General features: G+C 65.0%; 18 protein-coding genes. 14 read left to right on the forward strand and 4 right to left on the reverse strand.

The features are described from left to right. The first annotated feature begins 192 nt into the window (after positions 1–192). The 5 genes from WT97_RS27545 to WT97_RS27565 all read left to right on the forward strand — a co-directional run bounded on the left by WT97_RS27545 (position 193) and on the right by WT97_RS27565 (position 7,738). On the forward strand, positions 193–3,057 hold the full coding sequence (locus tag WT97_RS27545) for a 2-oxoglutarate dehydrogenase E1 component (protein WP_059499050.1): 2,865 nt from the start codon (positions 193–195) through the stop codon (positions 3,055–3,057). Positions 3,058–3,193: 136 nt separating this feature from the next. Next, complete coding sequence (odhB, locus tag WT97_RS27550) at positions 3,194–4,471, forward strand: 2-oxoglutarate dehydrogenase complex dihydrolipoyllysine-residue succinyltransferase (RefSeq protein ID WP_059785457.1); 1,278 nt, start codon at positions 3,194–3,196, stop codon at positions 4,469–4,471. Between the two features lie 80 nt (positions 4,472–4,551). Further along, a complete protein-coding gene (lpdA, locus tag WT97_RS27555; protein ID WP_059499048.1) occupies positions 4,552–5,982 on the forward strand; it encodes a dihydrolipoyl dehydrogenase in 1,431 nt (476 codons plus the stop codon). A 98-nt stretch (positions 5,983–6,080) separates the two neighbouring features. After that, positions 6,081–7,178, forward strand: a complete 1,098-nt coding sequence (gene zapE / locus WT97_RS27560; RefSeq protein WP_060354781.1) for a cell division protein ZapE — start codon at positions 6,081–6,083, stop codon at positions 7,176–7,178. A 149-nt stretch (positions 7,179–7,327) separates the two neighbouring features. Further along, entirely contained in the window at positions 7,328–7,738 is a 411-nt protein-coding gene (locus WT97_RS27565; RefSeq protein WP_034207126.1) for a transposase, read from the forward strand. 102 nt (positions 7,739–7,840) lie between these two features. Here the strand turns inward: WT97_RS27565 and WT97_RS27570 are convergent, their stop codons facing one another. The 4 genes from WT97_RS27570 to WT97_RS27585 all read right to left on the reverse strand — a co-directional run bounded on the left by WT97_RS27570 (position 7,841) and on the right by WT97_RS27585 (position 13,301). Beyond that, positions 7,841–8,302: a DUF2147 domain-containing protein gene (locus WT97_RS27570; RefSeq protein WP_059499045.1), complete on the reverse strand. Its 462-nt coding sequence runs from the start codon at positions 8,300–8,302 to the stop codon at positions 7,841–7,843. Between the two features lie 174 nt (positions 8,303–8,476). After that, positions 8,477–10,162 carry a ShlB/FhaC/HecB family hemolysin secretion/activation protein gene (locus WT97_RS27575; RefSeq protein WP_059499044.1) on the reverse strand — a complete coding sequence of 562 codons (1,686 nt, stop codon included), beginning with the start codon at positions 10,160–10,162 and terminating at the stop codon, positions 8,477–8,479. 144 nt (positions 10,163–10,306) lie between these two features. Continuing rightward, on the reverse strand, positions 10,307–11,656 hold the full coding sequence (locus WT97_RS27580) for a collagen-like triple helix repeat-containing protein (RefSeq protein WP_059499043.1): 1,350 nt from the start codon (positions 11,654–11,656) through the stop codon (positions 10,307–10,309). A 40-nt stretch (positions 11,657–11,696) separates the two neighbouring features. Beyond that, positions 11,697–13,301 (reverse strand): collagen-like triple helix repeat-containing protein, encoded by a 1,605-nt coding sequence (locus WT97_RS27585; protein ID WP_060354782.1) that lies wholly within the window; start codon positions 13,299–13,301, stop codon positions 11,697–11,699. A 677-nt stretch (positions 13,302–13,978) separates the two neighbouring features. On the opposite strand from WT97_RS27585, the gene WT97_RS27590 reads away from it, so the two are divergent. From WT97_RS27590 to WT97_RS27630, 9 genes are all read left to right on the forward strand, one after another. After that, positions 13,979–14,149, forward strand: coding sequence for a Flp family type IVb pilin (locus WT97_RS27590; RefSeq protein ID WP_060354783.1), 171 nt, complete (start codon positions 13,979–13,981; stop codon positions 14,147–14,149). A gap of 86 nt (positions 14,150–14,235) precedes the next feature. Continuing rightward, positions 14,236–14,730, forward strand: coding sequence for a prepilin peptidase (locus WT97_RS27595; protein WP_060354784.1), 495 nt, complete (start codon positions 14,236–14,238; stop codon positions 14,728–14,730). After that, a complete protein-coding gene (locus tag WT97_RS27600) occupies positions 14,727–15,221 on the forward strand; it encodes a TadE/TadG family type IV pilus assembly protein (RefSeq protein WP_027784290.1) in 495 nt (164 codons plus the stop codon). The genes WT97_RS27595 and WT97_RS27600 overlap by 4 nt, the downstream gene beginning before the upstream one ends. Positions 15,222–15,317: 96 nt before the next feature. Then, the gene (gene cpaB / locus WT97_RS27605) at positions 15,318–16,217 is read left to right on the forward strand and encodes a Flp pilus assembly protein CpaB (protein ID WP_060354785.1); all 900 of its coding nucleotides are present in this window, start codon (positions 15,318–15,320) and stop codon (positions 16,215–16,217) included. Between the two features lie 22 nt (positions 16,218–16,239). Continuing rightward, positions 16,240–17,571 (forward strand): type II and III secretion system protein family protein, encoded by a 1,332-nt coding sequence (locus WT97_RS27610; protein ID WP_060354786.1) that lies wholly within the window; start codon positions 16,240–16,242, stop codon positions 17,569–17,571. A gap of 75 nt (positions 17,572–17,646) precedes the next feature. Next, positions 17,647–18,885, forward strand: coding sequence for a fimbrial protein (locus tag WT97_RS27615; RefSeq protein WP_060354787.1), 1,239 nt, complete (start codon positions 17,647–17,649; stop codon positions 18,883–18,885). Between the two features lie 3 nt (positions 18,886–18,888). Then, positions 18,889–20,235 (forward strand): CpaF family protein, encoded by a 1,347-nt coding sequence (locus WT97_RS27620; protein ID WP_060354788.1) that lies wholly within the window; start codon positions 18,889–18,891, stop codon positions 20,233–20,235. Further along, the gene (locus WT97_RS27625; protein ID WP_060354789.1) at positions 20,228–21,208 is read left to right on the forward strand and encodes a type II secretion system F family protein; all 981 of its coding nucleotides are present in this window, start codon (positions 20,228–20,230) and stop codon (positions 21,206–21,208) included. Before WT97_RS27620 ends, WT97_RS27625 begins: the two co-directional genes overlap by 8 nt. Positions 21,209–21,212: 4 nt before the next feature. Beyond that, positions 21,213–22,211 (forward strand): type II secretion system F family protein, encoded by a 999-nt coding sequence (locus WT97_RS27630; protein ID WP_060354790.1) that lies wholly within the window; start codon positions 21,213–21,215, stop codon positions 22,209–22,211. Positions 22,212–22,230: the final 19 nt, after the last annotated feature.

A 22,230-nucleotide genomic window follows, 5' to 3' on the forward strand; every position in this document is an offset into this window, starting at 1 on the left:
CCCGCCGCGCGGTGCTTTCGCGCGCATTGCGCCGTGAACTCCGGTATCGGTTCTGTGATATGCTGCGCGCACGCAAGTTTTAGGTCCTTCCAAGCAAGACTTGATTCGCAATCCGCTAAACGGTCAGGCCGTGTCGCGGAAGGTTGAGTAACCCGCTATTTCTCGAGAAGCTCGAAGAAAGGTGAGCGTAAAATGTCAGATGTAATGAAGCAGTTTCAGCTGAACTCCTATCTGTTCGGCGGCAATGCTTCGTACGTTGAAGAACTGTACGATGCATACCTCAACAATCCGGCATCGGTGCCGGAGAACTGGCGAGAGTATTTCGACGCGCTGCAGAACGTGCCTGCGACGGACGGCTCGAATGCCAATGACGTCGCTCACTTCCCGATCGTCGAATCGTTCGCCGAGCGTGCGAAGGCCAATGCCTTCATTCCGCGCGAAAGCACCAGCAATCTCGCGACCGCACGCAAGCAGGTGCACGTCCAGTCGCTCATCAGCGCCTATCGCTTCCTCGGCTCGCAATGGGCCAACCTCGATCCGCTGAAGCGTCGCGAGCGTCCGGCCATTCCCGAGCTCGAACCCGCGTTCTACGATTTCTCCGAAGGCGACCTCGACCAGACGTACAGCGCAAGCAACTTGTACTTCGGTTTCGACCAGGCTTCGCTGCGCGACATCGTCAAGGGCCTGCGCGACACGTACTGCGGCACGATCGGCGCCGAGTACATGTACATCAGCGATCCGGAGCAGAAGCGCTGGTGGCAGGAGCGCCTGGAATCGACCCGCGCGACGCCGGCCTTCTCGGCCGACAAGAAGAAACACATTCTGAATCGCCTGACGGCCGCCGAAGGCCTCGAGCGCTACCTGCACACCAAGTACGTCGGCCAGAAGCGCTTCTCGCTCGAAGGCGGCGAAAGCTTCATCGCGGCGATGGACGAAGTCGTCCAGCACGCGGGCAAGCGCGGCGTGCAGGAAATCATCATCGGCATGGCTCACCGCGGCCGCCTGAACGTGCTGGTCAACACGCTGGGCAAGATGCCGGCCGACCTGTTCGCCGAATTCGAAGGCAAGCACGTCGACGACCTGCCGGCCGGCGACGTGAAATACCACAAGGGCTTCTCGTCGGACGTGTCGACGGAGGGCGGCCCGGTCCACCTGTCGCTCGCGTTCAACCCGTCGCACCTCGAAATCGTGAACCCGGTGGTCGAAGGTTCCGCGAAGGCGCGGATGGACCGTCGCGGCGACGAAGACGGCCTGCAAGTGCTGCCGGTGCAGATCCACGGCGACGCGGCGTTCGCCGGCCAGGGCGTCGTGATGGAAACGCTGAACCTCGCGCAGACGCGCGGTTACGGCACGCACGGCACGCTGCACATCGTCATCAACAACCAGATCGGCTTCACGACGTCCGACCCGCGCGACGCGCGCTCGACGCTGTACTGTACCGACGTCGTCAAGATGATCGAAGCGCCGGTGCTGCACGTGAACGGCGACGATCCGGAAGCCGTCGTGCTCGCGATCCAGATCGCGATCGACTACCGGATGCAGTTCCACAAGGATGTCGTGATCGACATCGTCTGCTTCCGCAAGCTGGGTCACAACGAGCAGGACACGCCGGCCGTCACGCAGCCGCTGATGTACAAGAAGATCGCGCAGCACCCGGGCACCCGTGCGCTGTATGCCGAGAAGCTCGTGCAGCAGGGCGTGATCACCGCGGAAGACGCCGACAACTACGTGAAGGCGTACCGCAAGGCGATGGACGACGGCCACCACACCGTCGATCCGGTGCTGTCGAACTACAAGAGCAAGTACGCGGTCGACTGGGTGCCGTTCCTGAACCGCAAGTGGACGGACGCAGCCGACACGGCCGTGCCGCTCGCCGAACTGAAGCGCCTGGGCGAACGCATCACGACGGTCCCGGAAAACTTCAAGGTTCACCCGCTCGTCGAGCGTGTGATCAACGACCGCCGCAACATGGCGCGCGGCGATCAGCCGCTCGACTGGGGCATGGGCGAACACCTCGCATTCGCGTCGCTCGTCGCATCGGGCTACTCGGTGCGCCTGACGGGCCAGGATTCGGGCCGCGGCACGTTCACGCACCGTCACGCGGTGCTGCACGACCAGAACCGCGAGCGCTGGAACGACGGCACGTACGTGCCGCTGCAGAACATCGCCGAAGGCCAGGCGAAGTTCACGGTGATCGACTCGGTGCTGTCGGAAGAAGCGGTGCTGGGCTTCGAATACGGTTACTCGACTGCCGAGCCGAACACGCTCGTGCTGTGGGAAGCGCAGTTCGGCGACTTCGTCAACGGCGCGCAGGTCGTGATCGACCAGTTCATCTCGTCGGGCGAAGTGAAGTGGGGCCGCGTGTCGGGCCTCACGATGCTGCTGCCGCACGGCTACGAAGGCCAGGGTCCGGAACACTCGTCCACGCGTATCGAGCGTTTCCTGCAACTGTGTGCCGACCACAACATGCAGGTCGTCCAGCCGACGACGCCGGCGCAGATCTTCCACCTGCTGCGTCGCCAGATGATCCGCCTGTTCCGCAAGCCGCTGATCGTCGCCACGCCGAAGTCGCTGCTGCGCCACAAGGAAGCGGTGTCGGACTTGTCGGAACTCGCGAAGGGTTCGTTCCAGCCGGTACTGGGCGAAACCGACGGCGGCATCGACGCGAAGAAGGTCAAGCGCGTGCTGGTGTGCTCGGGCCGCGTGTATTACGACCTCGTCGCGCATCGCCGCGAAGCGAAGGCGAACGACGTCGCGATCATCCGTATCGAGCAGCTGTATCCGTTCGCGCACAAGCAGTTCGAAGCCGAAATGAAGAAGTACGAGAACGCGACTGAAGTGGTCTGGGTGCAGGACGAGCCGCAGAACCAGGGCCCCTGGTTCTACGTCGAGCACCACCTGAAGGAAGGCATGAAGGAAGGGCAGAAGCTGGCATACAGCGGCCGTCCGGCTTCGGCCTCGCCGGCGGTTGGCTACTACGCGAAGCACTACGAGCAGCAGAAGGCCCTGATCGAAGGTGCATTCGGCCGCCTGAAGAGCGCATCGATCGCGAAATAATCGACGTCAAGCGAAACGGGAAGGCGCGCGGCGCTTTCCCGTTCCTTTTGGCCTGCCGGGCGCGTCGCGCGCCGCACCGGCCGAAGGAATCGCACGAACCTCGTCATACCCCAGATTAAGCATCCAGGAAAATCACATGGCTATCGTAGAAGTCAAAGTCCCCCAGCTTTCGGAGTCGGTGTCGGAAGCCACCATGCTGCAGTGGAAGAAGAAGCCGGGCGAAGCAGTCGCGCAGGACGAAATCCTGATCGAACTCGAGACCGACAAGGTCGTCCTCGAAGTGCCGGCGCCGGCCGCGGGCGTGCTCGCGCAAGTGCTGCAGAACGACGGTGACACGGTGGTCGCCGATCAGGTGATCGCGACGATCGACACCGAAGCGAAGGCAGGTGCTGCCGAAGCAGCGGCAGGTGCCGCCGAAGTCAAGCCGGCGGCAGCGCCTGCTGCAGCCGCACCGGCCGCACAGCCGGCCGCCGCGACCGCATCGAGCTCGGCCGCCGCATCGCCGGCCGCAGCGAAGCTGCTGGCCGAGAAGGGCCTGTCGACGGGCGACGTCGCAGGTTCGGGCCGCGACGGTCGCGTCACGAAGGGCGACGCGCTGGCCGCAGGCAGCGCACCGAAGGCCGCTCCGGCCGCCGCGCCGGCGAAGACCGCCGCTGCGAAGCCGGCGCTGCCGGAAGTGAAGGTGCCGGCGTCGGCGGCGACGTGGCTGAACGACCGTCCGGAGCAGCGCGTGCCGATGTCGCGCCTGCGTGCGCGTATCGCCGAGCGCCTGCTCGAATCGCAGCAGACCAACGCGATCCTGACGACGTTCAACGAAGTGAACATGGCTCCGGTCATGGAACTGCGTAACAAGTACAAGGACAAGTTCGAGAAGGAACACGGCGTGAAGCTCGGCTTCATGTCGTTCTTCGTGAAGGCGGCCGTCCATGCGCTGAAGAAGTTCCCGCTCGTGAACGCGTCGATCGACGGTAACGACATCGTCTACCACGGCTACTTCGACATCGGTATCGCGGTCGGTTCGCCGCGCGGCCTGGTCGTGCCGATCCTGCGCAACGCGGATCAGCTGAGCCTCGCCGAAATCGAGAAGAAGATTGCGGAATTCGGCCAGAAGGCGAAGGACGGCAAGCTGTCGATCGAGGAAATGACGGGCGGTACGTTCTCGATCTCGAACGGCGGCGTGTTCGGTTCGATGCTGTCGACCCCGATCATCAACCCGCCGCAGTCGGCCATTCTCGGCGTGCACGCGACGAAGGAGCGCCCGGTCGTCGAAAACGGCCAGATCGTGATCCGCCCGATCAACTACCTTGCGCTGTCGTACGACCACCGCATTATCGACGGCCGCGAAGCCGTGCTGTCGCTCGTCGCGATGAAGGATGCGCTGGAAGATCCGGCACGCCTGCTGCTCGACCTGTAAGCCGAGTCTCACTGCATCGACCCGTTCGCAGGTTCGCGCGCACGCGTGAACCTGCGGGCGTACAAGTAGAAAGGATTGTCATGTCCAAGGAATTTGACGTCGTCGTGATCGGCGCCGGCCCCGGCGGCTACATTGCCGCGATTCGCGCTGCGCAGCTCGGCAAGACCGTTGCCTGTATCGAGAAGTGGAAGAACCCGGCCGGCGCGCTGAAGCTCGGCGGCACCTGCCTGAACGTCGGCTGCATCCCGTCGAAGGCGCTGCTCGCGTCGTCGGAAGAGTTCGAGAACACGTCGCATCACCTGGCCGACCACGGCATCACGGTCGACGGCGTGAAGATCGACGTCGCGAAGATGCTCGGCCGCAAAGACGCGATCGTCGAGAAGATGACGAGCGGGATCGAGTTCCTGTTCAAGAAGAACAAGATCACCTGGCTGAAGGGCCATGGCAAGTTCACCGGCAAGACCGATGCCGGCGTGCAGATCGAAGTGAGCGGCGAGGGTGAAACCGAAGTCGTCACCGCGAAGAACGTGATCATCGCGACGGGTTCGAAGGCGCGTCACTTGCCGAACATCCCGGTCGACAACAAGATCGTGTCGGACAACGAAGGTGCGCTGACGTTCGATTCGGTGCCGAAGAAGCTCGCCGTGATCGGCGCGGGCGTGATCGGCCTCGAGCTCGGCTCGGTGTGGCGTCGCCTCGGCGCCGACGTGACGGTGCTCGAAGCGCTGCCGGCATTCCTCGGCGCAGCCGACGAAGCGCTTGCGAAGGAAGCGGCGAAGCTGTTCAAGAAGCAGGGCCTCGACATCCATCTCGGCGTGAAGATCGGCGACGTGAAGACGACCGCGAACGGCGTGTCGATCGCTTACACGGACAAGGACGGCAACGCGCAGACGCTCGACGCCGACCGCCTGATCGTGTCGGTCGGCCGCGTGCCGAACACCGACAACCTCGGCCTCGAGGCCATCGGCCTGAAGGCGAACGAGCGCGGCTTTATCGACGTGGACGACCACTGCCGCACCGCAGTGCCGAACGTGTACGCGATCGGCGACGTGGTGCGCGGCCCGATGCTCGCGCACAAGGCGGAAGACGAAGGCGTGCTGGTCGCGGAAGTGATCGACGGGCAGAAGCCGCACATCGACTACAACTGCATTCCTTGGGTGATCTACACGTACCCGGAAATCGCATGGGTCGGCAAGACGGAGCAGCAGCTGAAGGCCGAAGGCCGCGAGATCAAGACGGGCAAGTTCCCGTTCTCGATCAACGGCCGCGCGCTCGGCATGAATGCGCCGGACGGTTTCGTGAAGATGATCGCGGACGCGAAGACCGACGAACTGCTCGGCGTGCACGTGATCGCCGCGAACGCGTCGGACCTGATCGCGGAGGCCGTGGTGGCGATGGAGTTCAAGGCGGCGTCGGAAGACATCGCCCGCATCTGCCATCCGCACCCGTCGATGTCGGAAGTGATGCGCGAAGCGGCGCTCGCGGTCGACAAGCGCTCGCTGAACAGCTGAGCACGGTATAGCGCCTGCCGGCCGTCGGCCGGCGCAGCCGTCTCATGACGAAGGCGGGCGGGGTTTCCCGCTCGCCTTCGTTCTTTCCGGTTTGCCCGATGAACGTCACCGAATACTACACGCGCGAACTGACCACGCGCGGCTATCAGTCCGATCCCGCTCAGCGCGCGGCCGTCGATCGCCTGCAGCGCTGTTTCGACGAATGGGTCGACTACAAGGCGCGCCGCTCGAACGCTTTCAAGAAGCTCATCAATCACCCGGATCTCCCGCGCGGCGTCTACATGTGGGGCGGTGTCGGTCGCGGCAAGAGCTTCCTGATGGACAGCTTCTACGCAGTCGTACCCGTGCAGCGCAAGACGCGCCTGCATTTCCACGAATTCATGCGCGAAGTGCACCGCGAGCTGGAGGAACTGAAAGGGCAGGCCGATCCGCTCGACGAACTCGCGCGACGCATCGCGAAGCGTTACCGGCTGATCTGCTTCGACGAGTTCCACGTGTCGGACATCGCCGACGCGATGATCCTGTATCGCTTGCTCGATCGCCTGTTCAACAACGGCGTGCAGTTCGTGATGACGTCCAATTACGATCCCGACGACCTGTACCCGGACGGCCTGCATCGCGACCGCATGCTGCCGGCGATCGCGCTGATCAAGGAAAAGCTCGACGTGCTCAACGTCGACGCAGGGGTCGACTATCGCCAGCGCACGCTCGCGCAGGTGAAGATGTATCACACGCCGCTCGGCTCGGAAGCCGATCGCGAACTGCGCCATGCATTTGGCAAGCTGGCGGCCGTGCCCGACGAGAGCCCGATCCTGCATATCGAGAAGCGCGAACTGAAGGCGCTGCGCAAGGCGGACGGCGTCGTGTGGTTCGATTTCGCGACGCTGTGCGGCGGTCCGCGTTCGCAGAACGACTACCTCGAACTGGCGAGCCGTTTTCATGCGATCGTGCTGTCCGAGGTGCCGCAGATGTCGCCGCGGATGGCGTCCGAAGCGCGCCGCTTCACATGGCTCATCGACGTGCTCTACGATCACAAGGTCAAGCTGCTGATGTCCGCGGCGGTGCCGGCCGAAGCGTTGTACGTCGAAGGCCCGATGGCCAACGAATTCGCGCGTACGGTCTCGCGCATCGTCGAGATGCAGTCGAAGGAGTATCTCGAAACGCCGCGCCGCATCGTCGATACGTCGTTGACCTGAGCGGGTGGCGGGTGCTCGCAACCGGCGTAATTTAAACGTCAATTTCGGTTAGATTCAGGCAATCTTCGGGTATTTTCGGATTTGTCTTATATTCATCGTTGAGGTGAGCCGATATTGTGGTGTCATGGTTATTAAGGCTGGAGATGTCCATGACACCGTATCGCGATTTGACCGACCACGAATGGCGCTGCGTCGCGCCGCTTCTGCCCGAAATGCAGCCACGCACCGAATTGCGCGGCCGGCCGTTAGCCAATACGCGGGCCGTGCTGAACGGTGTGCTTTGGGTGATCTACAGTGGCGCAACATGGTCGGCCATGCCGCGCCGTTACCCGTCGTATCAGACATGCCATCGCCGCTTCAAGGTGTGGCACGAAACGGGCACGCTGATGAACGTGATGCGTGAGCTCTACGGCGACGCCGGCATGAATCTGTGCAACGAACTGTCCGCGCGGATGCGCAAGCATACGCAATCGAAGGCGGCAGAGGCGCGTAGCAACGCGGCGCCCGCGTATCGTGCACCGGGTAGCTATGCATCGGATGCGATGAAGCACGCGGCGTGAAGTCCATCGGTTTTCGTTGCGCACGCCCCAAAGGAAATCGGCCTGACGACGTCGTCGCAGGCCGATTTTTTTATTGAGCCGCGCGTTTCGGCGCGTGCTGCGTTATTGCTGGCGCACCCACGTCTGCGACCGGCCCAGCAGCGACACGCCGATGTACCCGCGCACCACGAGCTTCTGGCCGCCGTCTTCAAGCGTCATCTTGCACTTGTAAACCTTGCCGTTCTCCGGGTCGAGAATGTTGCCGCCGTCCCAGTGGTCGCCGTCCTTCTTCATCGCCTTGATGATCGTCATGCCCTTGATGAGCTGGTCCTTGCGCTCGTCCGTGCACGCGGTGCAGCGGCGATCGGGCGTATCGTTCGCACCGAGGCCCTTGACGACCTTGCCCGTCAGCGAGCCGTCGCCGTCCTCGGCGATTTGCACGAGTGCCTTCGGTTGATGGGTGTTGTCGTCGATCGTCTGCCACATGCCGACGGGGCTGTCGGCTTGCGCGAACGTGGGAGCTGCACACGCGAGCAGGGCGCCGGCAATGGCGATCGCACGCAACGGGCGGGTCAGTTGAATCATTGTCATCCTCCTTGTTTTGCATGTCTGTTCGATTTGCCCGCACGACCGTCTACATGGGGCGGGCCTGTTGCGAGCCTCGCCAGAATACGTGAAACCGTGCGCCACGTTTGATAGAGGGGACTCTAATCGAAACAGCCCGCGTGACGCGGGCTGTGGGGCGGCTTTGGTGACCGATCAGTTGAGCTGATACGAGAACGCGGCGTTGATGCGCGGGCTGCGTGACGCGCTTTCGACCGGTGCGTCGCCCACCGGTTTGGCGACGTTCAGGTCGAGACTGTAGTAGCGGCTGTCCGTGAGCCGCACGCCGATGCCGACCGACGACATGCGGTTCGGCGATGGCGTGCCCGAGTGCAGATACACGCGCGCCATGTCGTAGGCGATGTACGGCGTGATCGATTTCAGATACGTCCAGCCCGGTGTGAAACCGCGATTGACTTCGAGCGACATCCCCCAGCCCGAGTCGCCCGACGTTTCGCCCGGCTGGTAGCCGAGCGCGTAACGGGTCGAGCCGAACGAGATCTGTTCGGATGTCGGCAGCGAGTCGGGACTGTATTGCCCGGTCAGCGAAACCGACGTGCCGATCCGGAACGGCCATTCGTTCGTCTGCGTGAAGGTTGCGCCGGTGCGGACGAAGGTCAGCGAGATCGGGCTGTCTATCGAGGTCGTCGCCGTGCCGACGGTGATGTCTTGCGCTTTCGACGCGCCGAGGATGTTGAAGCCCTTTGCAACGTTGACGCTCAGCTTCTGTACCTGTTTCGGCTGGACACTCGTGTAGTCGAGCTGCATTTGCAGCACGCGGACCTGCGAGCGCGTGTCGATACTGTTGCCGTTGAGCTTGCTCTGATAGCGGTCTTCGTTGTGCGACGCATAGCCCGACACGGTACCGAGCAGGCTGCGCTGGTTGTTCAGCAGTATCGGATAGGATGCCGAAAGACCGAGTTTCTCGTTCTTGACGGTGCGCTCGACGGTCGACGGCAACCCCGGGTTATCGGTCGGTTTGCCGCGATACGTGCTGGCATCGAGGCGCGTGATCAGGCCGCTGCTGCCGACGGGCACCGCGCCGCTGAACGCGAAGTAGGTCTGCTTGTCGCGTCCCGGCGGCGCGAGCGCCGAGATGCTCAGTTGCTCGCCGAACCGCGTCAGGCCGTTTTCGGTTGCGGTGATGAGGCCCTGGACGCCCGGGTGGTTGAAGTCGATACCCGTGCTGACGTTGAACGGCTTGCGATCCACCGCAAGTTCGAGCGTCGTCGCGCCGTCGGTGGTTTGCGGCGGCGGGACATTCGCTTTCACCGTAAGGCCGGGCAGCAGGCCGAACGTGTTCACGTAGCGCTCGAACGTCGCGCGGCGCAGCGGTCGGTCTGCCGTGATGTGCGCGGCGATCGCGCGAATCTTCGGTTCCATCGCGCCGGGTTTGCCGGTGACCTTGACGTCCGCCACGTAGCCTTCGACCACCGTGATGCGCACGACACCGTTCTCGAACGTCTGCGCGGGAACGAACGCGAACGACAGCGCGTAGCCGCGTTCCTGGTACAGCTTCGTCACGCCGTTGGCGGTTTCGATCAGCTCGCCGATCGTGATGTCCTTGCCGACGAGCGGTGTGAAGCGGCGCGTGATTTCCTCGAACGGCACCGACTTCACGCCTTCGACCTGGAACGTCGTCGGCGTCAGGTGTCGCGACAGCAACTCCTGCAATTGCGGCGCCTGCGGTGCGACCTGAACGGTGACGTTCGGGCCCGTCTTCGGTGCGTTGATCTGGGGAAGGGAGTCGAGCGGATTGCCGCCGACGCGCGTTTGTGCCTGTGCCGTGCCTGCTGCCGCGATGGCGAGCAGCATCATCCATCTGTCGAGTCTGGATTTCATTGTTCTTCCTCGTAGGCCTTGCTTTTCGTCTTCTTCGTAATGCCGGCGCACGACACCAGGGTGTCGCGCGCCGCGTGCCGCAATGCCGGTTGTGTTTGTACGGCCGCGTCATTCGCTCCGGCTGCGATGACGCGACCGTCCTCCTTACTTGCCAACGCTACCCAACGTACCCAGCAACCCCGTGACCGGTGCCAGCAGGCCCGTCGAACCGCTGCCCGACGACGCCGTACCCGACACGCTGCCGACCAGCGACGTGACCGGCGCGAGCGGGCTCGAGCCCCCGGACCCTGCTGCACCGCCAACCGCTCCGGTGACAGTATTCAGCAAACCGGTGACGGGCGCGAGAGGGTTTGCACCGCCTGCGCCACCCGTTGCGCCGCCGAGCGTGCCGGTGACCGTCGAAACAAGATTCGTGACGGGCGCGAGCGGGCCGCTGCCCGAGCCGCCCGTTGCACCGCCGAGCGCACCCGTGAGCGAGCCGAGCGGCGTCGAGCCGAGACCCGACAGCAGGCCGCCGAGCGGGTTCGTCGAACCGGAACCCGACGACGAGCCGTTCTGGACGGTTGCCGTCGAGCCGCCGACGAGGCTCGTGATCAGGCCGGGGATCGGTGCTGCGCCGTTCGGGCCGTTCGGATTGACGAGGCCGCCCGCGTTGGTCACGGTATTGCCGACCGCGGTCACGAGTTGGCCGACGTCGCCGACGAGCGGCTGGCTCGACGTGCCGCCGACCTGTTTGCCGGCCGAGCTGATTGCGCCGCCGATCTGGCCGAGCAGGCCCGAGACGGGTTGGCCGAGGCCGGTCGTCGTGCCGACCTGCTGCGTGACCTGGCCGGCGGTGATCACGAGCGGCGTGATCGCCGAGCTGATCGGTTGCGTGACCTGCTGGACGGCGCCCGACGACAGCGTCGAGCCGATCGTCGTGCCGGCGGCCGTCAGGCCGTTGGCAACCGTATCGAGCACGGTGCCGACCGGCGTCGTGACCGGCGCGAGCGGTGCCAGCGGGCCGGTGCCCAGCGCCTTGACCGTCGAGCTCAGGCCGGACACCGTGTTGCTGGTCGCGCCGACGACGTTGCCGAGACCGGCAACCGTGGTGCCGACCGGGTCCTTCGTCGAGCCGATCTGCCCCAGCCCGTTGCTCACCGCATCGGCGGCCGCGCCGACGATCGTGCCGGTGCTGGACAGCGTGCTGCCGACGCCCTTCGTCACACCGTCGCCGAGGCCCGGCAGGCTGATGTTGCCGACCGTGCTGCCGAGGTCGGTAGCCGTCTGGCCGACCGTGCTGATGACGCCCTTGGTGCCGGTCGGCGAGCCGCTGGTGCCGCTCGTGCCGGGCGTGCCGCTCGTGCTCGGGTTGTTGTTGTCGTTGCTGCTGGTCGGCGGCGAGCTGACGCCGCCACCGCCGCAGGCGGCCAGCAGGCACGCTGCGGCGAAGGCGGTGAGGGGCACGCGCCAGTGGCGCAGGGCGACCGTCGTGATGGAACGTTGCTGGGACATGATGGACTCCTCGCTGTCTTTTCGATGAATGGGTGTCGGATTACTTGCCGTGCGTGCCGCCGAGCAGGCCGCCGATCAGCGACGTGACGGGTGCAAGCAGATTCGACGACGAGCCCGAGTTCGTGACGGCACCCGTGCCGCCGCTCAGTGCCGGTACGCCGACCGTGCTCGTGACCGTGGAGACGGCATTCGTCACCGGGGCGAGCGGGCTGCTGCCGCCTGCGCCACCCGTCGCGCCGCCGAGTGCGCCCGTGACTGCGCCGAGCAGACCGGTGACCGGTGCGAGCGGGCCGCCGCTGGTACCGCCCGTTGCGCCGCCGAGCGCGCCGGTGACCGTCGAGACGAGGCCCGTGACCGGTGCGAGCGGGCCGCCGCTGCCGCCTGCTGCGCCGCCGAGCGCGCCGGTAACCGTCGAGACGAGGCCGGTGACCGGTGCGAGCGGGCCGCCGCTGCCGCCCGCTGCGCCGCCGAGTGCGCCCGTGACAGTCGAGACGAGGCCGGTGACCGGTGCGAGCGGGCCGCTGCCGCCACCCGTTGCGCCGCCGAGTGTGCCGGTGACCGTCGAGACGAGACCGGTGAGCGGGGCGAGCGGGTTGGTCACGCCGCCGGTGCCGCCCGTGAGCAGGCCGCCGACGGCCTTCACGGTGTTGCCCGTCGACGAGACGGTGTTGCCGAGGCCGGTGGTGACCGGATTGCCGCCCGTCGATGCGAGCAGGGCGCCGGCCTGGTTCAGCCCGTTGCCGACCGTGCCGAGCAGCGTGTTGACCGGCGCGCCGAGGCCGGTTGCCGTGCCGATCGTCTGGGTCGTCTGGCCGACCATCGTCGTGATCGGCGTGATGGCTGAGCTGACCGTTTGCGTGACCTGCTGAATCGGACCCGTCGACAGTGCGTTGGTGAGCGTGGTGCCGCCGTTCGACACGGCGCCGCCGAGCGTCGATACAAGGCCGCCGACCGCGCCCGTGACCGGCGCGAGCGGCGACAGCGGGCCGCTGCCGAGGCTCGTGACGAGGTTGCCCGTTTGCGTGACTGCGCCGCCGAGCTGATTGACCACGCCGCCCGTGCTGGCGACCGTGGTGCCGACCGGATCCTTCGTCGCGCCGAGTTGGCCGAGCCCGCTGCCGAGGCCGTTGCCCAGCGCGGTGACCGCGCCGCCTACGCTTTGCACGATGCCGCCCGCGGCTTGCGTGGTGGCCGGATTGACGCCCGGCAGCGTCTGGCTGCCGATGACGGAGCCGAGACCGGAGACGGTGCTGCCGGCATTCGTGATGATGTTGCTGCCGCTTGCGAGGACATTTCCCACCGGGTTCGCCGACACACCGGAGGTGCCGGACGTACCGCTCGTGCCCGAGGTTCCGCTGGTACCGGAGGTGCCGCTCGTGCCCGAGGTGCCGCTGGTGCCGCTGGTGCCGCTCGTGCCCGAGGACCCGCTCGTGCCGGAGGTGCCGCTCGTACCCGAGGTGCCGCTCGAGCCGTTGCCGCCGGACGTGGAGATCGTGTCACCGCCGCCCGAGCTGGAGCCGCCGCCGCCGAGACCCTGGCTGATGGAGCCGGAGCCGCCGCACGCGGAGAGGGAAAGCATGGCTGCAACGGTGGCCGCGATCAGAGTCGTCCGGAACACGCCATGAGGGATAACCTTAATGTCCATTTCTTCCTCGCATTAAAAATGTGTTGTGAGCTGCATTGTGTTGAGTGGTGCGAGGACTACTCTGCAACTGTCGTGCCATTTCGATACCCGATGGGGCGGCAGCGGGTTTTAAACGAGGCAATTCCTTGTCGGAGAAGGAAATTAGGGGGATCGAAAGATTGTTGAATCTGTTTAAGTGCGGGTGAATGAGAACGGTTTCGGCCGTTTCGTAACGTAACGTCACAACATTGGCGTTACGCGTGCGGCGTAACGTGGGGCTCACCCAGGCTTGGTGGACGAGGCAACGGTTTTACTGGTGGATTAGGTGTGCACATCTAACCTATCGTAAATCCTATGTGTAAGTCGTACCGAAACGCCGTACAAATATGTTGCGCTTCGGTCATTTTTTCGATCCAGGTTGGTAAAAAAGGAGTTGGAAGTTAAATCGGATCAGATATAGAATCCGGAGCAGATGTAAGCAAATGTACGGTTCGGTACACTACGTTCGAGGAGGGCCACTATCGCGAATGTTAACTTGCATCAAATCGTGAGCAATGCCCTTCGGGGCGACCTATAAAGAAAGCGCACCCGGTTGTCGTTGCAGCAGATGTGGCGAACGGCTGGGGCAAACGGCCAGATATGCGGGGACGTATACGTATAAAAGGCCAGAAAACGTAAATACAGGCACGAGGAATAAAATGAAAGCAATCATCAAGCGTTTCCTTAAGGAAGAAGACGGGGTTACTGCAGTCGAGTACGGACTCATCGCCGGACTTATCGCCGTCGCTCTCGTCAGTGCCATGAGCACGTTGACGGGTGGCATCTCGGGGGCGTTCAACTACATCGCCAGCAAACTGCCGGCGGCATAACGAACGAGCTTTGCTCATTTCCCTGTTGTTAGGGGCGCGGATTGCTTCGGCAATCCGCGCGGTAAGTTTTGCCGTTCGGGGTGTAAATGATCCTGCTAACTGGCGTCGGGGTTTTCCTCGCGTGGGCAATGCTTGTCGCGCTCGAGGACATCCGTCATAGGCGTATACCGAATTCACTGGTGATCGGTGGATTCGCATCTGCATTTGTACTCGCCGGGCATAATCCGTTCGGCATATCCGTGAATCAGGCGCTCATTGGCGTACTGGTCGGTTTTCTGAGCCTTTTCCCCTTTTTCGTGCTGCGCGTAATGGGTGCTGCGGATGTCAAGGTATTCGCGGTGCTGGGCGCGTGGTGCGGCCCGCATGCGCTGCTGTGGCTCTGGATCATTGCGAGCCTGCTGGCATTCGCGCATGCCGGCACGCTGATCTTCGCCACCCGTACGCCCGTGTCGGCGTTGTGGCAGCGGCGTTCCCCGACGATGCAGATCGCCGGTTTCCGGGCGTCGCCGTATGCCGCGTTCCTCGTGATCCCCGCAGCGCTGTGGTGCCTGTATCGGATCGTGACCGGGGGGATGCAATGACGGTCGTTTGTCCGGTATCCGGCATGCGACGTCGCGAGCGCGGTGCGACGGCGATCGAATTTGCGCTGATGCTGCCGGTGTTCTTCCTGATCCTGTACGCGATCATCACGTACGGGATGATCTTCGCGGCCCAGCAGAACCTGACGCTTGCCGCAACGGAAGGCGCTCGCGCCGCGCTGAACTATCAGCAGGTCGGTGCGGCCGCGTCGGTGCAGGCAGCGCAGCAAGCCGCGTTGGCGGCGCGAGCCCAGGCCGCATGCACGGCCGCGACGAACCTGACCACGTGGCTGAAAGGGTCGACATGCTCGCCCACGCAGCAAGGCAACTGTTCGTACGACCCGACGATGCTGTGCGTGCAGATCACGCTGACCTACCCATACTCGCAGAGTCCGCTGATCCCATCGTTCCCGCTGCTCGGTTCGCTGTTGCCGGTGCCGTCGACACTCACCGGAACCGCGATGGTCCAGATCAGCCCGGTCAACATCATATAGACGACAGCTACGGTGTCGTGCCGGGTCGAGGGCGCCCCGGTCGGCAACGTTGCGCGGAGAATTCAATCGTGAGTAGCGGGGAAACATAACAACATCATGGCCAACAACCTGACGAAGATCATTGCGGGTTTGCTGATCGCGATCGCGATTCTGCTCGGCGTCTATGCATGGATGCTCGGTCGCAAGCCGGCCGATGTCGCGCCGGTTGCCTCGACGGTCGCGACGCAGAGCGTGCCGGTCGTCGTGACGACTCGGCCGTTGCAAGCCGGCCAACCGATTCCGGCCGATGCGCTGAAGGTCCAGCAGTCGACCGCCGCGCCGCAGGGGGCGTTCGCCGATCCGTTGCAGCTGGTCGGTCGCACCCCGGCAGCCGACATTCCCGCACATGCGGCCGTCGTCGCGAGCGCATTGTCGTCCGGTCTCGCCGAGCAGATCGCACCGGGAGAGCGCGCCGTCGCGATCAAGGTCGACGAGACCAACGCGGTGGGTAATCGCGTGCGCCCCGGCAACTATGTCGACGTGTTCGTGAATCTGAAGCGGGACGGGACCGGCGTGGCGATCGGCGGGACGTCGACGGCGGAGATCGTGAATACTCAGGCGCGGCTGCTGATGTCGAAGGTCCGCGTGCTGTCGTTTGGCGATGCAACGACCGAGCGAGACAGTTCGAACGGCTCGGTGGTCGGGATGCGGACCGCGGTGCTGGCCGTGCCCACTGCACAGGTCGACGCGCTGGCGCTTGCCGAACAGAGCGGTCGGCTCCTGCTCGCGCTGCGTAACCCGCGCGACGACGATGTCGCGGCGCAAACCGTCGCGGTTCGCGTCGGCGACGACAAGAGCCCGTCGGCGGTTGCCGCTGCCGGCATGGTGCTGGCCGAGTTGTCGAAGAGTGCGATGGCGCCGGCTCCGCGTGTGGCGCCGCGGGCGGTCGCGCGGCATCCGAGCGGTGGCAGCATCGAAGTGATTCGGGGTGGGCGGACCGAAACGGTCGCTTATTGAGCGGGACGAAGACGGCAAAACAATGAAAAAGAAACTGATTGGTTTGGCTATTGCATTGAGCGCGCTGGCGATGCCGCCGCTGTCGGACGCGGCCGACACGAGCGGGACGATCAGCCTTGCAGTCGGCGCGCAACGGCAGCTTGCGACGGGGCGTGCGCTGCAGCGGGTCGCGGTCGGCGATCCGTCGGTGGCCGACGTGCTCGTCGTGAAGGGTGGGCGCGGCGGCGTGCTGCTGGTGGCGAAGAATGCCGGCGCGACGAACGTGATGATATGGGAGCGCGGCCGCGACGAGCCGACCGTCTACAACGTGAACGTCACGAGCGGCGCGGCGCGGGCTCTCCTCGACAGCGCGTCGCCGAGCGTGAACACGTACGGCGGCACGACGGTGATCGGCGGTACGTCCGGAGCGCTCGACGGGCATCAGCGGGCAGTGCATGCGGCAAGGACAGTCGGCGGCAAGGACGGGACGACGCTGGATGCGTCGACGATCTCCGGCAAGAATGTCGTGCAGGTCGACGTGCGGGTCGTCGAATTCAGCCGCTCGGTGCTGAAGCAGGCGGGGCTCAACTTCTTCAAGCAGAGCAACGGCTTTGCGTTCGGGGCCTTCGCGCCGACGGGGCTGACATCGATTACCGGCTCGCCGAACAGCTCGCTCACCTACAACACGAACGTGCCGATTTCGTCGGCGTTCAACCTCGTCATCCATTCGATGTCCCGCGGGTTGTTCGCTGACCTGTCGATTCTCGAGGCGAACAACCTGGCCCGGGTGCTCGCGCAGCCGACGCTCGTCGCGTTGTCAGGTCAGAGCGCGAACTTCCTCGCGGGCGGCGAAATTCCGGTGCCGGTGCCGCAATCGCTCGGCACGATCTCGATCGAGTGGAAACCCTACGGCGTCGGGCTCACGGTCACGCCGACCGTGCTGAACCCACGACGGATCGCGCTGAAGGTCGCGCCTGAATCGAGCCAGCTCGACTTCGTGCATTCGATCACGATCAACGGCGTGCAGGTGCCCGCGCTGACGACGCGGCGCGCGGACACGACGGTCGAGCTCGGCGACGGCGAAAGCTTCGTGATCGGCGGCTTGATCGACCGCGAGACCACGTCCAACGTCAACAAGGTGCCGTTCCTGGGTGATCTGCCCATCATTGGCGCGTTTTTCAAGAATCTGAGCTACCAGCAGAACGACAAGGAGCTCGTGATCATCGTGACGCCGCATCTCGTTGCACCGATCGCGCAGGGCGCACCGCTGCCGGCGACGCCGGGCGAGCTGTCCGAGCAGCGCGACGGTCCGGTGTGGCGTTCGTACCTGGGCGGCATGGCATCGCCGGACGCAGGGCCGGGGTTCTCGAAATGAGCGCGCCGAATCGTTACCGGACCGCGCAGGCCGTCGCGCATGATGCGATGCCTTGCTTCATTGGGAGTATTCAAGATGAATGCGAGAACCTATTCCTTGGCTGAGCCCGCCGTCACCGACCACTTCGTCTGCGCATCCTCCCTTGCCGAGCATGTGCATTGGCTGTCGCAATCGCTGGTGTCCGCCGGCGCGGTCGAAGGGGTACCGCTCGACGGTGCCGCGCTGTCGCAGCGTATCGGCGTGTTGAATCCGGCGCTGGTGTTCATCGATTTTTCCGGTGATTGCGCGGCTGCAAGCACGGTGGTATCCGCGGTACGCGCGGCGCATCCGGGCGTGCCGGTCGTCGCACTGGGCTCGCTCGCGCAACCCGAAGGAGCACTCGCCGCGCTGCGCGCGGGGGTGCGCGATTTCGTCGATTTTTCCGCACCGGCCGACGAGGCGCTGCGGATCACGCGGGTGTTGCTCGACAACGTCGGCGAGCCGGCGAATCGCCACGGGAAGGTCACCGCATTGCTCGGCGCGCGCGCCGGGATGGGTGTGAGCACGCTCGCCGCGAACCTGTCGGTGCTGATGCAGCGACGGCAGGCCGCCCCCGCACACACGGCGGCGCTCCTCGATCTCGGGCTGCCGGCCGGCGACGGCGCGTTGTTTCTGAACACGCGCTGCGAATTTCATTTCGTCGAGGCGGTGCGCAACCTGCGCCGGATCGACCGCACGTTCGTGACGACTGCGCTCGCGCGCCACTCGAGCGGCGTCGCCCTGACGACGCTGCCGCCGAATCTCGCCGAGCTGCGCGACGTGGCGACGGCGTCGTGCGCGGCGTTGCTGAACCGGCTACGGGCGTTTTTCGATCACCAGATCGTCGATCTAGGCGGCTTTCCGAATCGCGAATTCATCGCGCAGGTCGTGAACCTGGCGGACGAAGCATGGCTGGTTTGCGATCAGGGCGTGGCGTCGGTCGTGTCTGCCGTCGAGATGCTGGACGGGTTGCGCGAGGCCGGTGCCGCGATCGACCGGATCCGGCTCGTCGTCAACCAGTTCGACGCTGAGCTCGGGTTGATGCCCGCGCAGATTGCCGAACGGCTCGAACTGTCGCTGGTTGCGACGCTGCCGTCGCGGCGCGTGTCGATCGGGCATGCGGCGAACCAGGGCAAGTTGATCGCCGAGGTCGCTGAACGCGATCCGTACGTCCGTGCGCTCGGGCCGCTGGTCGAGCGCCTCGCGGGCGCGCCGGCGCCCGGAGCGACCCTGCGTGCGGCCGGCGGCCTCTCGGCGCTCAGGCGCATCATTCAATCCTCAACGAAGCGGTCGTAAGCGATGGCACACGACATTCAATTTGCCGACGGCGCAGCGCCGTTCTCGCAAACGCAACAGTTCCACGACATCAAGAATGCCGCGCACGAGCATCTGCTCACGCGGATCGAGGAACTGGGTGCCGAATTCGGCCGTTGGTCGCGACAGGCGATCAATCAGTTCGTCGATCTCGAAATCGACAGCTTCGTGCGGCTGCGGCGCATCCCGCTCAACGAGAGCGAGGTACGCGCGGTGGCCGAAGCGCTGACGAAGGAGCTCGCCGGCTTCGGGCCGATCGAAGACCTGTTGGCGGACCCGCATGTCGAGGACATCCTGATCAACGGCTACAACGACATCTACGTGTCTCGCCACGGGATCCTGTCGAAGCTGCCGATCCGCTTTACCGACAACGCGCATCTGCTGCGGATCGTGCGGCGGATTCTCGCGCCGGTCGGCCGGCGGCTCGACGAATCGAATCCGATGGTCGATGCGCGGCTGCCCGACGGCGGGCGGGTCAACGTCGTGATCGAACCGCTGTCGATCGACGGCCCGGTCGTATCGATCCGGAAATTCCGCAAGGATCCGCTGAAACCCGAGGACCTGCTGGGCAACGGCACCTACAACGAGGAAATCGGCCGGCTGCTCGAAGCCGCGGTCGACGCGCGCTGCAACGTCCTCGTGTCGGGCGGCACCAGTTCGGGCAAGACGTCGCTGCTGAACGCGCTGGCGTTTCACATCCCGATGGCGGAACGCGTGGTGACGATCGAGGATACGGCCGAACTGTCGTTGAATCACCCGCACGTCGTGCGGCTCGAGAGCCGTCCCGGCGGGTTCGACGGCAGCGGCATCGTGACGATTCGCGACCTGCTGCGAAACACGCTGCGGATGCGGCCGGACCGGATCATCGTCGGCGAAGTGCGCGGCGGCGAAGTGCTCGAAATGCTGCAGGCGATGAATACCGGCCATGACGGATCGATGGGTACCGTGCACGCCAGCTCGCCGCGCGAATGCCTGTACCGGCTCGAGATGCTGGCCGGTTTTGCCGGTTTTCAGGGCACCGAAGCAAGCCTGCGGCGGCAGATCGCCAACGCGATCGACTTCATCGTGCAGATTGGGCGGTTGTCCAACGGCCGCCGCCGCATCCTGTCGATCACCGAAGTCACCGGCATGTCGGACAACATCGTATCGACGCAAGAGCTGTATCGCTACGAGGCGCGTGTTACGCCGGAGGGCGAAGAGATCGATCATTGGGAGTCGCTCGGCATTCATCCGCATTCGCCGAAGTTGGCACGTTTCCGCAGCACGCTGGTGTCCGCGGGCGGCGGCGGGTTCGGTGGCAACTTCGGGCGAGGCGGAGGCTTCAATGTCTAGCGCCGCCTTGCTCGCGCTGATGTTCGCGCTGATCTGCGCGGCGGCCGGATTGCTGCTGTGGCGTGGAAGTCAGGTGCGGGAAGGGCGTGCGCATACGCAGCGGTTCTTCGACAGCCGGGTAGGACAGGGCGCCCGACCGTCGGTTCCGTCTGGCGATACGCGTACAGCGCGCACGCCGGCAGCCGGTACGGCGAATGCGCAGGAGTTCGAACAAGGGTTCGCACGCTGGCGCGCGTCGGCGTTCGACGCGTGGACCGTGCTGTCCGACCGTGCGGGCCTCGATGAAGCGCGCACCGGCCTCGCGATGGTGCTTGCAGTCATCGTGCTGCTCGCGTTGTGGGCCGGCATGGCCGGCGGCGTGCTCGCCGCGGCGGCGGCGGCCGTGGCGGGCGGTGTGCTCGTCGTTCTGTGGGTCACGTCGCGCATCAGCCGGCGCCGCCTGAAGATCGTCCGTCAGTTGCCGTCGTTTCTCGACGGGATCGTGCGGCTCGTGACGCTCGGGAACAGCGTGCCGGCGGCGTTCCAGTCGGCGCTGCAGACGGCCGAGATGCCGCTGCGCCGCTGCCTCGACGACGTGTCGCAGATGCTGCGCTCCGGTGTCGAGATCGATCGTGCGATGCTGCACATCGCGCATACCTATCGCATCCGCGAATTCGAACTGGTCGGCGCGGTGCTGCGCCTGTCGGTCCGCTACGGCGGGCGGGCGGACGTGATGCTCGACCGGATGTCGACCTTCATGCGCGATCTTGAGCAGGCGGAACGCGAACTGTCCGCGATGTCGGCCGAGACCCGGCTGTCCGCCTGGGTGCTGGCGCTTTTGCCGATCGCAGTCGGCAGCTTCGTCATCGCTACGAGCCCACGCTACTTCACGGCGATGTGGAGCGACGATAACGGACGTCAGCTGATTTACCTGGCGTTCGCGCTGCAGGCGATCGGCGGTCTCTGGCTGTTCCGGCTTGCGCGGCTGAGGTGAATCGATGGATGCAAACCGTTTAGTCGCACTTGCGCTGGCGCTCGGATCGATCGGCGTGCTGCTGCTTGCCGCGCTCGCGATCGTTCGCGTCGTGCTCGTGCAGCGTGCCGAGCGCGCGCTGGCACATGCGCTCGACCGCCGGGCCGCCGCAGTCGAAGCGGCTGCCGCGCGCGCAGGCTCCGCCGAAGCGGCACGCGAGGCGGTGACGCCGCCCGCGCCGCGTGTCCGTTTCGCGGGGTTGCGCGAACGTTTCGAAAACGTCGGGATGCGATGGCTCGATACCGGCTTCAGCAGATATCTGATCGCCGACGAAGATCGCCAACTGCTCGAACAGTGCGGTTTCGTCGACGTGCGTGCCAGAGCGCTGTTCGTCGGCGCGCGCATCGTCTGCGCGATCCTGCTGCCGGCGCTCGCGGTGCTGGTATTGATCGGGCGCGGGCAACAGACGCGCTGGCCGCTGTGGATATCTGTCGCGCTCGTGACCGGATACATGCTACCGAAGATCTATGTGCGCCGGCGCGCCGCCGCGCGCCGACAGAGCATTGCAGCCGAACTGCCGCTGCTCGTCGACATGTTGCGGTTGCTGCAGGGCGTCGGCCTGTCGCTCGACCAGAGCATCCAGGTCGTCACGCACGATTTTCAGACGATGTTGCCGGTGCTGTCGTGGGAACTCGGCGTCGCGCAGCGGCAGTTCGCGGCAGGGCGCACGCGCGAGCAATCGTTGCAACGCCTGACGAACAGTTTCGACAACGAAGATTTGCGCGCGATCGTGCGCTTGCTGATCCAGGTCGACAAGCATGGCGGCGCGGTGCAGGAGCCGCTGAAACAATTCGGCGACCGTCTGCGCGAAGGGCGGCGCGCGACGCTGCGCGAGCAGATCGGTCGCCTGACGGTGAAGATGACGGGCGTGATGATCGTCACGCTGTTGCCGGCACTGTTGATCGTGACCGCGGGGCCGGGGATCATGACTGTGCTGTCCGCGCTCGCCGCGATTCAGCGTTGATGCGGCATGAGGGGAAGGA

This window comes from Burkholderia sp. MSMB1459WGS (assembly GCF_001534535.1).
GTDB lineage: Bacteria > Pseudomonadota > Gammaproteobacteria > Burkholderiales > Burkholderiaceae > Burkholderia.